Annotated in this window: 15 protein-coding genes; 4 read left to right on the top strand and 11 right to left on the bottom strand. The window is 57.0% G+C overall.

What is annotated here, in order from left to right:
- Positions 1–77 precede the first annotated feature (77 nt).
- Together ilvN and ilvB are read right to left on the bottom strand one after the other, a co-directional pair.
- Positions 78–563 carry an acetolactate synthase small subunit gene (gene ilvN, locus AC50YL_RS27700; protein ID WP_494836245.1) on the bottom strand — a complete coding sequence of 162 codons (486 nt, stop codon included), beginning with the start codon at positions 561–563 and terminating at the stop codon, positions 78–80.
- The gene (gene ilvB, locus AC50YL_RS27695; protein WP_494836244.1) at positions 560–2305 is read right to left on the bottom strand and encodes a biosynthetic-type acetolactate synthase large subunit; all 1746 of its coding nucleotides are present in this window, start codon (positions 2303–2305) and stop codon (positions 560–562) included. Before ilvB ends, ilvN begins: the two co-directional genes overlap by 4 nt.
- A 526-nt stretch (positions 2306–2831) precedes the next feature.
- Between ilvB and AC50YL_RS27690 the strand changes: the two genes are divergently transcribed.
- Positions 2832–3278, top strand: coding sequence for a GNAT family N-acetyltransferase (locus AC50YL_RS27690; protein WP_494836243.1), 447 nt, complete (start codon positions 2832–2834; stop codon positions 3276–3278).
- A 30-nt stretch (positions 3279–3308) separates the two neighbouring features.
- On the opposite strand, the gene AC50YL_RS27685 is transcribed toward AC50YL_RS27690, so the two are convergent.
- The 7 genes from AC50YL_RS27685 to AC50YL_RS27655 form a co-directional block, all read right to left on the bottom strand.
- Positions 3309–3701, bottom strand: a complete 393-nt coding sequence (locus AC50YL_RS27685) for a hypothetical protein (protein ID WP_494836242.1) — start codon at positions 3699–3701, stop codon at positions 3309–3311.
- Between the two features lie 276 nt (positions 3702–3977).
- A complete protein-coding gene (locus AC50YL_RS27680) occupies positions 3978–5066 on the bottom strand; it encodes a M24 family metallopeptidase (protein ID WP_494836241.1) in 1089 nt (362 codons plus the stop codon).
- A 132-nt stretch (positions 5067–5198) separates the two neighbouring features.
- A complete protein-coding gene (rplT, locus tag AC50YL_RS27675) occupies positions 5199–5558 on the bottom strand; it encodes a 50S ribosomal protein L20 (RefSeq protein WP_161746633.1) in 360 nt (119 codons plus the stop codon).
- Positions 5559–5596: 38 nt separating this feature from the next.
- Positions 5597–5800 carry a 50S ribosomal protein L35 gene (gene rpmI, locus AC50YL_RS27670; RefSeq protein WP_494836239.1) on the bottom strand — a complete coding sequence of 68 codons (204 nt, stop codon included), beginning with the start codon at positions 5798–5800 and terminating at the stop codon, positions 5597–5599.
- A gap of 23 nt (positions 5801–5823) precedes the next feature.
- The gene (gene infC / locus AC50YL_RS27665) at positions 5824–6321 is read right to left on the bottom strand and encodes a translation initiation factor IF-3 (protein WP_143111540.1); all 498 of its coding nucleotides are present in this window, start codon (positions 6319–6321) and stop codon (positions 5824–5826) included.
- Positions 6322–6692: 371 nt separating this feature from the next.
- Positions 6693–7931: a glycosyltransferase family 2 protein gene (locus AC50YL_RS27660; RefSeq protein WP_494836238.1), complete on the bottom strand. Its 1239-nt coding sequence runs from the start codon at positions 7929–7931 to the stop codon at positions 6693–6695.
- Positions 7932–8235: 304 nt separating this feature from the next.
- A complete protein-coding gene (locus tag AC50YL_RS27655) occupies positions 8236–9414 on the bottom strand; it encodes a glycosyltransferase family 4 protein (RefSeq protein WP_494836237.1) in 1179 nt (392 codons plus the stop codon).
- A 235-nt stretch (positions 9415–9649) separates the two neighbouring features.
- On the opposite strand from AC50YL_RS27655, the gene AC50YL_RS27650 reads away from it, so the two are divergent.
- A complete protein-coding gene (locus tag AC50YL_RS27650) occupies positions 9650–10207 on the top strand; it encodes a phosphatase PAP2 family protein (RefSeq protein ID WP_494836236.1) in 558 nt (185 codons plus the stop codon).
- Here the strand turns inward: AC50YL_RS27650 and trmB are convergent.
- Both trmB and AC50YL_RS27640 read right to left on the bottom strand, forming a co-directional pair.
- The gene (gene trmB, locus AC50YL_RS27645) at positions 10126–10911 is read right to left on the bottom strand and encodes a tRNA (guanosine(46)-N7)-methyltransferase TrmB (protein WP_494836235.1); all 786 of its coding nucleotides are present in this window, start codon (positions 10909–10911) and stop codon (positions 10126–10128) included. The genes AC50YL_RS27650 and trmB overlap by 82 nt on opposite strands.
- 168 nt (positions 10912–11079) lie before the next feature.
- On the bottom strand, positions 11080–11265 hold the full coding sequence (locus AC50YL_RS27640) for a hypothetical protein (protein WP_161746639.1): 186 nt from the start codon (positions 11263–11265) through the stop codon (positions 11080–11082).
- 314 nt (positions 11266–11579) lie between these two features.
- Here AC50YL_RS27640 and mnmL point away from each other — a divergent pair, with 314 nt between their 5' ends.
- Positions 11580–12548, top strand: a complete 969-nt coding sequence (gene mnmL, locus AC50YL_RS27635; protein ID WP_494836234.1) for a tRNA modification radical SAM protein MnmL/YtqA — start codon at positions 11580–11582, stop codon at positions 12546–12548.
- The gene (mnmM, locus tag AC50YL_RS27630) at positions 12549–13175 is read left to right on the top strand and encodes a tRNA 5-(aminomethyl)-2-thiouridylate-methyltransferase MnmM (RefSeq protein WP_494836232.1); all 627 of its coding nucleotides are present in this window, start codon (positions 12549–12551) and stop codon (positions 13173–13175) included.
- The last annotated feature ends 35 nt before the right edge of the window (positions 13176–13210 follow it).

The following is a 13210-nucleotide window of genomic DNA, read 5'->3' as shown; positions in this document are numbered from 1 at the left end:
GCGGGACGCATACCCGGGAGCTCTCGGCGGCATCGTCATCCGCGCTCTAACCCCCGCTCAAAAGCGGCGTTAGTTCGTTATTTCGCGTTGCCGCGCGTCATTGCGGTGACGCCCGTGCGGGACAGTTCGCGGATGCCGTAAGGCTTCATGAGCTCGACCATCGCATCGATCTTCTCCGTATCGCCGACGACTTGGACCATCATGGAGTGCGTGCCGATATCGACGACGGCCGCGCGGAACGTCTCGACGACGCCCATGATTTCAGGACGCGTCGCCGGTTCCGCGCTTACTTTAATGAGAGCCAGCTCGCGGCCGACCATCGGGTTGGCGCTGAGATCGACGACTTTGATGACATCAATGAGCTTGTACAATTGCTTGATGACTTGTTCGAGCGTGTTGTCGTCGCCGGTGGTAACGATGACCATACGGGACAAGCCGGCTTCCTCGCTTGTCCCGACGGTGATGCTTTCGATATTGAAGCCGCGGCGTCCGAACAAGCCGGATACGCGCTGGAGGACGCCGGGCTGGTCGTTGACGAGAACGGCTATCGTATGTCGTTTCATTCCGCATCCCCCATTAACATTTGATCGATCGTGGACCCTTGCGTAACCATCGGATAAACGTTCTCGTGCTTGCGCACGACGAATTCCACGACGGCCGGTCCGGGATGGTTCATGGCTTCGGCCCAAGCCGAACGCGCTTCTTCCTTGTTCGAAGCCCGGAAGCCGCGAACGCCGTAAGCTTCCGCCAATTTGACGAAATCCGGGCTGCCCGAAAGGTCGATATGGCTGTAGCGGTTATCGTAAATCAGCTCCTGCCATTGACGCACCATGCCGAGCACCTGGTTGTTGATGATGACAACCTTGACCGGGATGTTGTTAATGGCGCAGATCGCGAGCTCCTGGGCGCACATCTGAATGCCGCCGTCGCCGTTGATGGAGATGACCAGACGGTCCGGATTCGCCATTTGCGCGCCGATGGCCGAAGGGAAACCGAAGCCCATCGTGCCGAGGCCGCCGGAAGTAACCCAAGAACGCGGCTTGTTGAACTTGTAGAATTGCGCGGCCCACATCTGATGCTGGCCGACGTCGGTCGTGACGATCGCTTCGCCTTTGGATTCCTCGTACAGCATCTCGATAACCCATTGCGGCTTCAACTCTTCTTCGCTGTCCGTATACCGGAACGGCTTATCCAGCTTGGAAGCGAGCAGCTGCGCCCGCCATGCGTCCGCCTTGGCCGCGTATTTCACGTCTTTGTTCGCGATTTGCAGCACCGTCTTCACGTCGCCGACGATCGGGATGTCCGTCGGCACGTTTTTGCCGATTTCGGCCGGGTCGATGTCGATGTGGACGATCTTGGCATGCGGCGCGAAGCCGGCCAGCTTGCCCGTGACGCGGTCATCGAAACGCGCGCCGATGTTGATGAGCAGATCCGCCGATTGAATCGACGTGTTCGCCGTGTACGTACCGTGCATGCCCGGCATGCCGAGCCATAGATCCTCGCCGCTAGGGAATGCGCCCAAGCCGAGCAGCGTCGTCGTGATCGGAATGCCCGATTTGATGATGAACTCATGCAGCTCTTCGTGACCGCCGGAGTAAACGACGCCGCCGCCCGCCAATACGATCGGGCGCTCCGCTTCCTGGATCGCCTTGATCATTTTGTCGACCTGCAGCTTGTTCGGCTGAACGGTGGGGTTGTAGCCGCGAATGTTTACTTCCGTTACCGGCTCGAACATGGTGAGCTCTGCCGATACGTCCTTCGGAATGTCGATCAACACGGGACCTTTGCGGCCCGTATTCGCGATATGGAACGCTTCGTGAATGATGCGGGGCAGGTCGGCCGCCTTACGCACCAAGTAGCTGTGCTTCGTGATCGGCATCGTGATACCGGTAATGTCCGCTTCCTGGAACGCATCCGTTCCGATCAGCGTCGTTGCGACGTTGCCGGTGATGACGACAAGCGGGACCGAATCCATGTACGCGGTCGCGATGCCCGTGACCAAGTTCGTCGCCCCCGGACCCGAAGTCGCGATGCAAACGCCGACTTTGCCGCTGGCGCGCGCATAGCCGTCCGCCGCGTGAATGGCGCCTTGCTCGTGACGGGTCAGCAGATGCTGAAAGTCCGAAAATCCATGCATGGCATCGTAGATGTAAAGCACCGCGCCGCCGGGATAGCCGAACACGCAATCGACATCCTCCAGCACCAAGCTGCGGAGCAAAATTTCAGAGCCCGTGATGACCTCCGGTTTGCTCAGCTTTTCCTTGATTTCCTCTTTTGACCTTAACGTTGCGTTTTGAGCGACCATTAAGTCGTCCTCCCTTCTAAAAAACAAAAAAACCTTTCGTTCCCAGACGCTTATCGCGTCCAGGGACGAAAGGTTGATCTTCCGTGGTACCACCCAGTTTGTCATGCGCCTCACGGCACATAACCTCATAAGGTAAGAACGAGAACAAAGTCTGTTCATACCTTGGCACATTAACGTGTGCCTTACGATTTTCCCTAATGCGCTTCGCCCATCGGCGAAACTTTTCAGGAAAACAGCTCCGAGGTGAGCTCGTTGAAAAGGGATTTTGGCGTCGGTCTCAGCAGTTCCGCGCGCTCTCTGGAGCAAAAGGGCCCTTAACACTTCGTCCTCTTCATAGCAGATCACTTTATAACGGTAAAGCGACATCTTGTTAGCTTGAAGCTAATTATATGCCTTGCCGTTTCAAACGTCAAGACAAAGGATAAGCAATCCGAGAAAAACTTATGTACGCCGAAGCCGCGATGCGCGCGTGCCGCCCGATCGACATACTATATAGCACCCTATGCCAAAGAAAGCGGGATGCCTTATGATTCGCGCACGCCGGGCGCGCACGGACGACCAGGAAATCATCCGGCTGGTCAAGCAGGAACTGATTCCCCTCTCCTATACAGCATCGCCCAGGGATGCCCAAACGATACGCGAGCTGCCCAAACGCATAAGCGACGGCGTCTCGCTCGTCCACTCCCGAACCAAACGAAGCCTGCCCACGGGCTTTATCCATTTCTATATTCGCGGCGACCTCCTGCTCTACGATCTGCTAGTCGTCCATCCGCAGCACCGGGGCAAGCAAATCGGTACGACCCTCATGAACCAAGCCGAAACGCAAGGCAGGCAAAACGGGGCCAAAATCGCCCGACTCTTCGTGGACCAATCAAATCCAAGAGCCCAGCGGCTCTACGCCAGACTGGGCTTTCAGACCGTCCGCTATTATTCGGATCTGCGCTGCTACGAGATGCTGAAAGCGCTGGTGTAGCCAGCTTGTTCCTGCCTTCCACGGCGGGCCTTAGAAGAACGGGCCGTTGTTGAAGCCGGGGCCGGGCTGGCAGCATTGATTGCAGCCGCCGTCGAAGCCGGGGCCGCCGAAGCCGGGACCGCCGAAACCAGGGCCCCCGAAACCAGGGCCAAAGCCGGGACCGCCGAAACCGGGGCCGAAACCGCCGAAGCCCCCGAAGCCGAAGCCGCCTCCCGCAAAAAGGCCGATGGCGAGCAGATCGAACAGCACGAGCGGAATAATCGCTCTCGTCTGCACCTCTTTGCCGTTGACCACCGGAACCAGCTGCAGCTGGTTTTGGTGCATCCGAACGAGCTTGCCCGTAACGACCGATCCGTCCTTACGAACCGCATAGATCGTTTTGCCGACCAGTTTCTGCGCCTGTTCTTTTGTAACGCGTGGCATTGGATTTCCTCCTCGTGTTTGTACTTCCATTGCTTGTGTTATCCTTATATGACAAATGCGCTTGCCCGGCATTTGTCTCAGAAGGTTAAACGGCGTTGTCCTATACTCTATTCGCTAGCAGGAGAGTTGGATTGTACCGATGTCCCTAAGGCAAAACACCAAATAGAAGCTTCCAAACGAAAAAACTCCGCAAACCGACGGCCCGTCGCGGCCGGTCTGCGGAGCTTTTTCTATTATCCGTGGTTAACCCGTCAACGATTTGTCGTCCATCCGGCTTTACCCGATAACCGTCAACTGCTTCGGATAAGACGTCAGTACCTCGACGCCATCCGCCGTCACGAGGACATCGTCCTCGATACGCACGCCGCCGACTCCCGGCACGTAGATGCCGGGCTCGACGGTGAAGGTCATGCCTTCGCGAACCAGTTCTTCGTTATTTCCGTGAATCGACGGATATTCATGGATATCCAGGCCGAGGCCGTGTCCCAGCCGGTGGTTAAACTGCGGACCGTAACCTGCCGCGGCGATCGAGCCGCGCGCCGCGCGGTCCAAGCTGCCGAACGATGCGCCCGGTCGGATAGCCTCGATCGCGCGCAGGTTGCCGTCCAGGACGGCGCCATAAATCCGTTTCATACCGTCCGTAATCTCGCCGACGGCAAACGTCCTCGTAATGTCGGAGGCGTAACCGTCCGCAAACACGCCCAGATCGAAGAGCAGAAATTCGCCTTCGCGCACGGCCGTGCCGTCCGGGGCGCCGTGCGGCATTGCCGATTTGGCTCCCGCCAGGACGAGCGTATCGAACGAAGGTCCTTGCGCGCCTAGTTTCTTCATCCGGTACTCCAGCTCCGCCACGAGTTCGATTTCCGTCACGCCGGGCTTTACCAAGGCCACGCCTTCCCGCAGCACTTCTTCGACGAGGCGCACGGCGCCGCGCATGCGGGCCGCTTCTTGTGGCGTCTTGACCGCGCGCATCTCGCGCAGCGGCAAGCCGACGTCTGCGAATTCCGCCCCGCCGACCGCCGCGGCGAGCGCCTCGAAGCGCAATACGCTGAGATGCTCCTTCTCCACGCCCAAGCGCCGGATCCCCTTCGGCAGCAGCTTGCTTAGCACCGCGTAAGCATCGTCCGTATCGGAGTGCGTGTGAATCTTCGTTACCGCGGAAGCCGCCTGGGCCGCTTCGCGATCAAGCGCGGGCACGAGCAGGAACGCTTCGTCCCCCCGCGGCACCAGCAGTCCGAGAAACCGTTCGTGAGGATCCGTCGCGAATCCGGTCAAGTAATACACATGCTTCGGCGAGGTAATCAGCATCGCGTCGATTCCGTTGCCGTCCATGTAAGTCTGCAGTTGGTTAATCCGAGTATCCATGTCCATCGACCGCCTTTCTAAAGCTTATTGTACTTGCCGCCTGCGAAAGTATCCAGCGCGGAGGCAGCTTCCGCGGCAAGCCCGAAAAAAAGCGCCCTCCGAGTGGAGGACGCTTCCGTTTGAACGCCGGAACTAGGCGTTTACTTTTTGTTTGGCAAGGTTCGCGAACGCGTTGAACGAACCGATGTCGTTCACGGCGAGGTCAGCCAGCATCTTGCGGTTGACTTCAACGCCTGCGAGTTTCAGGCCGTACATGAATTTGCTGTAGGACAGGCCGTTTTGGCGAGCTGCCGCGTTGATACGGACGATCCACAGTTTGCGGATGTCGCGTTTGTGTTGACGACGGTCGCGGTATGCGTAAAGCAAGGACTTCATGACTTGCTCTTTAGCTGTTTTAAACAGGCGATGCTTGGAACCGAAATAACCTTTTGCCAGTTTCAAAATTCTTTTACGACGACGTGCACGGACGAATCCGCCTTTAACTCTTGCCATGAGTAGAAACCTCCCGAGTGATTAGTAAAGAATATGAGTTAACCTTTGATGTTTGCGAGACCTTGGGCCAAACGTTTTGCGTCGCCGGAAGCCAAGAGCGGCTGCGTGGCCAGAACGCGTTTTTGACGAGCGGATTTGCCCGACAAAAGGTGGTTTCTGTAGGCTTTATAGCGCATGACTTTGCCTGTACCCGTGATTTTGAAGCGGTCTTTCAAGCTGCTGTGCGTTTTCATTTTCGGCATGTGGTGTTCCTCCTCAAAGAATGTTAGTTGGTTGGTTTCGGTGCCAAAATCATGATCATGCTGCGGCCCTCGAGTTTCGGAACGCGCTCCATGACGCACAAATCGGCCACTTCGGTAGCGAGCCGGTCCAGAATCTTCTGGCCGACGGAAGCATGCGTGATTTCGCGTCCGCGGAAACGGACGGAGCATTTCACTTTATCGCCTTCGCCCAGAAACTTCACGACGTTGCGGAATTTCGTCTGGTAGTCGTTCTCGTCGATGTTCGCACGGAACCAGACTTCCTTCGTGTCAACGATTTTCTGATTCTTGCGGGCTTCCTTTTCTTTCTTCTGCTGCTCATAACGGAATTTGCCATAGTCCATGATCCGGCACACCGGCGGTTTCGCTGTCGGCGCAACGTTTACGAGGTCCAAGTTCAAATCAATTGCTAATTGCAGCGCTTCGCGGAAAAGCTTAATGCCGAGCTGCTCGCCTTCAGCACCTACAACACGTACTTCCCTGGCCCGAATCTCATCGTTGATCTGATGTTCCCTGCTAATAACCTGCCACCTCCAAAGTTTATGAATCGAGAAGTCCCCTTCTCTCAAAAAGATCAGAATAAATTGCGCGAAGCTTGACTCCTGATCTGATCTTCCCAGCAAAAGCAAAAAATGCGGGTCCGCTCGGGACCCGCATTTCAATAACCAAGATGAAAGGCAATGTAATCAGCTCACGGCTGAAGCCTGTTCTTAATCATCGAACGCATACCGTTCAGCCACAGCCGAATAGGTGAGAAGCGGGCGCCTCTGCTTGTGCGTGAGGTAAAGAATTTCGTTTCAAGACATGTTACCAAAGTAATATAGCACGACCCGCAAGCGGCTGTCAATACCTATCTGGCAAATGGAGCAGCCCGCTATACCTGCTTGCTCTGCACTTCTTCAAGCCGCAGAACGCGCGTATGCTGCGTATGGCTCCATTGCTTGTTGTTCTGCGTAAAAAACGCGTAGAAGGTGATCGGCAGCCAAGACAGCTGGAATACGACCATCGACAGCAGATGCGCGTACATTTTCCACGACTTAATGCCTTCGAGCGCCATGACCAGAGGGAACATGACGACCGTCGCCGCTATGGCCACGACCGCTACCCAGCTCGGGAGGTAGTAATAAATGGACGCGAACGCGTTGTCCGCCGGAATCAGGTTATCCAAGTAAAGCAGCCCCGTAACGAGAAAGCCGAGGAACGTATTGTACACCGAGATGGAGTAAAGCGCCGCGTCGAACTTGACGAAGCTGCGCTCCTTGATGCTCTGCCACAGCAGCGGGAAGAAATAGCTTCTCGCCACGGTGAAGTGTCCCTGCATCCAGCGCAGCCGCTGGCGTGCCGAAGCCTTGAAGCTGAGCGGCTTCTCGTCGTATACCTTCGCGTCGTAGTTCAGTACCGGATGAATGCCGCGCTTCACGCAGCGCATGGAAAACTCCAGGTCCTCGACGAGGCTCGTGGCTCCCCAGCCCATTTCCTTTATGAGCTCGGTATCGAAACACATGCCCGTTCCGCCAAGGTAATTGGCCATGTTCAGGTTGCGGCGGGACAGCTGCCACAGCCGGTTGCAGTACCAGTACGTGATGGCGTAGGAGGCGGTAACCCAGGAATCCGTCGGGTTCTTCGTATCCAGGTAGCCTTGGATGACCTTATGGCCTTCGCACAAATCGTTGTTCATATGAAGCAGGAAGTCGTTGCCTACCAGATTGTCGGCATCGAACATGACGATGGCGTCGTACTGGCGCGGCATCGCCCACAATTCCTTCAGCATCCACTCGATCGCGTGGCCCTTGCCGCGGAGATGCGGATTCTTGCGTTCGCAGGCCGTCGCGCCGTATTGGCGGACGATCTCGGCGGTATTGTCCGTGCAGTTATCGCAAATGACGAAAATATCGTAAAGTTCTTTCGGGTAATCCAGGTTTTTCAGATTCTCGACGAGCGCTCCGACCACCTGCGCCTCGTTATGCGCGGCGACCAGGACGGCAAACGACTTTTGCGGCTTATGCTGCGAGGCTCTGCGTTTTCTAACGATTCCGAACAGGGAAATGCTGAACTGATAAACGCCTACGAAAGCCAAAAAGATTTGAAACAAAATAATGATGGTGTTAATCATTACTTTTTACTACCCCCTTGAGACCCCATTTTTGTTATATTTTCTCTAGTTTTGTTTGTCGGGCAGCCGCGGTATCTTTTTTTTGTAAACCGCAACCCTACTGATTTTCCATGCCCGGCATACTTTTGTCAAAAGTGGAAAACGCCGCTCAACCGTCAAGATCGCGAAGAAAAACGCTTGCATTGGCGCTGTGCTGAATCGAGGCCCAGTTTTCTTCCGTCTCACCCTTATTTTCTGCCATTTACGAATAAATCATGTTTCATTTTCAATTAACGTTTCGGCGGGCTGGAAAGTTTCGGTTGCCTCAGCCCCGAATGTGACGAAATGATGAACGGTCGTCCGTTGCGGACACCTCCCTGAATCTCGCCAGCAGCTCGTCGAAGATCGCGTCCCAGGATTGTCTGAGGCTGTGCGCAAGGCCGCGCGCCATCATGCGGCCGCTCAGGCTCTCGTCGCGGTACAGCCGTTCGAGCGCCGCCGCGAACGCGTCGACGCTGCCCGGTTCGCAGCGCAATCCGTTCCATTCGTGGCGGACGGTATCCGTGACGCCGCCGGTATCGGCGCAGATCACGGGCGCGCCGCATGCCATCGCCTCGAGCACGACGTTGCCGAACGTTTCCGTCGACGACGGAAACAGGAACACGTCGGCCGCCGCATACCATTGCTGCAGCTCCGGCATGGCGGTAAAGCCCAGGAAATGAGCGTTGACGCCTTCTTGCAGCGCTTGCGTCTTCAGCGATTCCGTGGACGGCCCGTCTCCGGCAATGACCAATACGGCGTCCTTGCATACGTCCCGCTGGAACTTCGCGAAGGCGGATATGGCGACGTCCACGTTCTTCTCGGGGGCAAGCCTGCCCGCGTAAAACGCGATATAGGGACTGTTCTGCAGTCCGTGTTTAGCCAGTAGCTGCGCTTTGTCCACGTTCGGATGGTAGCTCTTCGTATCGACGCCCCGCGTCCAAACGGCAAGTCGTTTCTCATCCCACCCCCGTTCCTTCAAATCATGAAGGGTCGATTTGGAGGGTACGAATATATACCGGCAATCCTGATGGAACCAGTTGATATACCTCCATAACATCTTAACCATCCATTGGATATTGTAAAACGCCAAATAGCGATCAAAATGCGTATGGTACGAGGCGACGAGCGGAATCCGGTGTTTTTTGGCATAGTGAATGCCGAACAGCCCCATGTTGAACGGCGTCGCCACGTGGATCATCGTCGGCTGGAACGCGTCCAGCGCCCGGCGCACGTGAAGGGGATTCGGCAGCGCGAGCCGGCATTCCGGATAAAGGAAGAACGGCAGGCTGACGAAACGTTCCACGAAAGGCGAAGCCTCGCGGGATTTGGATATGGCCGGGTCCGGGGCAAATACGAGGCAAGGTACGTCCTGCGCGCGCAAATAATCCGTCCAGCGTTCGAGCGTACGGGCAACGCCGTTGATCTCGGGTGCAAACGTATCCGTAAACAAAGCAAGCCGCATGGGAAATCGCCTCCATCGTTCCGGCAGACGCAGCGCTCGACGATAGGACTAAAGTCGTTGAGCGGCTCACCGGGATTTTGGAGTTAGTGTAAAGGATTTGTATTACCGTTGTATCAAGACTTCATGAAGGGAGTGTGAAGAAATTAATATCCGCTTAGCAGATCGTTGACGCCGCGGAAACATTCGGAGCTTAAAATGGGGGAGGAAGAACTCTCGCATACCGGAGGAGATCACCATGGACAATATGGTTTTCTGGGCGTTAACGCATGAACAGCGTGTATTCTTCTGGGCGAACCGCAGGCCGTCGCACGAAGGCTTGAACCGGTGGCTGAGCCGCTGGCTGGGCAGCATTACCCACACGGGCGGCGCAACGTTCACGCTCCTTACGTCTTTGCTTCTGGCGCTTGCGGCGCCCGGCTTATGGAGCATCGCCGGCTGGCAGTCTTTCGCCGCCGTCGCCGTCAGCCATATTCCGGTCGCGATCGTCAAACGAAAATTTTGCCGCCTGCGCCCTTACCAGGCGCTCGAAGCCGTCCATACATGCAGAAAGCCGCTGCGCGACTCGTCTTTCCCATCCGGTCACACAACGGCTATTTTCGCCTGGCTTATGCCTTGGCTGCTCGTCGATTACGCGCTGCTGCCGATCCTCCTGCCCGTCGCGATCCTGATCGGCGGTTCGGTGGCTTGGTCACGCATGTATTTGGGTCTTCATTATCCTTCCGACGTCACGGTCGGCGCCGTGCTCGGCTCGCTGACGTCCGTGCTCGTCTCCGCGGCCTGGTCCTTCATCTGAGCCGCATGCTTCGCGGCCCGGTGGGCAGCGATGGCCTTCTCGCCGATCACGACCTCCACGCGGTGGATGTTGTTGCCGCGTTCGACGAATTTGCCCTCGTACTCCGTTAACACGAGATCGTCGCGCAGCTCTTCCTTATGCAGGTGAAGCGAGATATTGCGCATGAGCAGCTCCATGTCGGCGAAGCTGTTCAGCGAGAATTCGAAGAGCGACTGCGAATCCGTCTTGAAATGGATTTCGCCCAAGTCGTTCAAGATTTCCATGTATTTGGCCACGAAACGCGGATGCGTCAACCGGCGGCGCGCATGCTTCGCCTTCGGCCACGGATCGCTGAAGTTCAAATGGATCCGCTGCACCTCGCCCGGCGCGAACATCTGCTCGATGCCCTCGATGTTGGCGCGCAGCAGCGCCAGATTCGGCGGCTGCGCCGTGCCGTGGGCCGCTTCCCAGGCGTGGCGGGCTTTCTCGCTCGCGCGGCGGATCAGTTCATCGTACATGTCCACCCCGATAAAATTGATCTGCGGGTTCCGCACGCTCATGTCGCTGATGAATTTGCCTTTCCCCATGCCGAGTTCGATGTAGATGGGGTTATCGTTCCCGAAAAACTCACGCCAGCGTCCCTTGTGGGGTCCCGCATCCAGCACGACCAGCTCCGGCTGAGCCTCGATGCTTTCCAAAATTCCTTTTCTTCCTCTAAGGCGCATAAAACACTCATTCCTCCACGTCTTCCAAGCTAGTCCTTATTGTGCCCGATTTCCGCACTCCTTGTAAACCCCGCCCATGCGGGCGCAGTCGTCCCATTCGCGTACGGGCGCAAAATAAAAAGCCGCGGCGGTAGCTCGCCTGCGGCTTGAATCCGTTCGGAACGGCGTTTAGTTCATCAACTGGCTCGGAGTACTCTCTTGCGACTCCAAAATATCATGCAGTTTCTTGCGTGCGGAAACCTCGATTTTATGATTGTCGTGGAACCGGATGCCGGCCAGGGACATCAATTCTTTTCTCGTCAGTTCAACCGTGACTTTCTCGTCGCCGTGCGGAATCTTCACTTGCGTATTCATTCCTCATCACCTCACTGATTTGATCGCGCGAATTTCCAAAAAACCAACTTGCTATGAGTAGGAGTGGGAAGATAGTAAATGCAGTGAATTTGTTGATCTGTCGCACTTTTAATATAACAGGTCATGTAAGGTATAGCAAGCCCTTTTTTTAAAAAAATCGCTTTCATTTTCCAGCTAATTTCCTTGCTTGTCCGACAATTTCCAGCGTAACTCCGGTTAATCGAACCGGGGCCTCATGGCGTTTTGCGCGGTTTTTCGTTATGATTGTAATTAACCGCGACAAAGAAATAAGAAGCAAGAGGAGCTATACGCGCATGCAGGTTCAACTTACGCCGGATGCCGTTTCCTTAACCCCTAGGTTATGGAACGACAAAAGGTTTCATACATGGAATTTCGAAATGGGGGAACAGTTCGGAGGCAAGGTGTTCAAGGTCATGCTCGACGCCGGCTTCACCTGCCCGAACCGGGACGGCTCCATCGCGGCCGGGGGCTGCACATTCTGCAGCGCTCGGGGTTCCGGCGATTTTGCCGGCAGCCGCAGGGACGATCTCGTCACCCAATTCAACAAGATCCGCGATCTGCAGCACCAGAAATGGCCGGAGGCGCAGTACATCGGTTATTTCCAGGCGTATACGAATACGTATGCGCCGGTCGAAGAGCTGCGGGAATATTATGAAGCGATCCTCGTCCAGCCGGGCGTCGTCGGCTTATCGATCGCCACCAGGCCGGATTGCCTGCCGGACGATGTCGTCGATTATTTGGCGGAGCTGAACGAGCGCACATACCTCTGGGTGGAGATGGGGCTGCAGACGATCCACGAATCGACCTCGACGCTCATCAACCGGGCGCATGATACGGCCTGCTACGAGGATGCGGTCAAACGGCTTCGCGCCCGCGGCATTCGCGTCTGCGCGCATATCATCTACGGCCTGCCCCAGGAAACGCACGAGATGATGATGGATACGGGGCGCGCCGTCGCGAACATGGACGTGCAGGGCATCAAGATCCACCTGCTGCACCTGATGCGCAAGACGCCGATGGTCAGGCAGTACGAAGCCGGCTTGCTGCGCTTTCTGGACCAGGACGAGTACGTGAAGCTGATCGTCGACACGCTGGAGCTTCTTCCGCCGGAGATGATCGTGCACCGCCTGACCGGCGACGCGCCGCGCGACCTGCTGATCGGACCGATGTGGAGTCTTAAGAAATGGGAAGTGCTCAATGCCATCGATCATGAACTGGCAAGCCGCGGTACGTGGCAGGGCCGCCTGCGGGAGGCCGAATAAATGGGCTTTCTCAGCGTGCTCGGCATGGCCCGGCGGCTGGTGAAGGATCGCGTCTCGCCGGGCGATGCCGTCATTGACGCCACCTGCGGCAACGGCGTGGACACGCAGTTTCTGGCGGAGCTTGCCGGCGCGCGCGGCACGGTGTACGCGTTCGATATCCAGGAAGCCGCGTTGGAGCGAACACGGTCGCGGATTGCGGCCGCCGCCGGCGGCGGTGCATCCGCGGCCGGGGCGCCGCATGCCGGCGGCGAGCATGAGGCCGACACCCGGCCGCTTCGTCTCGTCCAGGCCAGCCATGCGGAGATGGACAAGCATGTGGCCGAAGCGCACCGCGGCGCCGTCTCGGCCGTCATGTTCAATCTCGGCTATCTGCCGGGCGCGGATCAGGCCGTGATTACGGAGCCTGCATCCACGCTTGCCGCGCTGGAGGCAGCCCTCCGGCTGCTGAGGCCCGGCGGCGTCATAACCGCCGTGCTGTATCCGGGCCACCCCGGCGGCCTTCAGGAATCGGAGGCCGTCGCTGCATGGGCTTCATCGCTCCCGCAGCAGCAGGGCCAGGCGATGCTGTACCGCTTCGTTCAAAAGACCGAAGCGCCCTACCTGGCCGCCATCGAGAAGAAGGCATGATGCCGCGGGTTTTGCGCCGGTAAGCTATGTTGCCG

This window comes from Paenibacillus sp. J22P277, from assembly GCF_059383675.1.
This window is presented reverse-complemented; position numbering and strand designations above follow the sequence as displayed.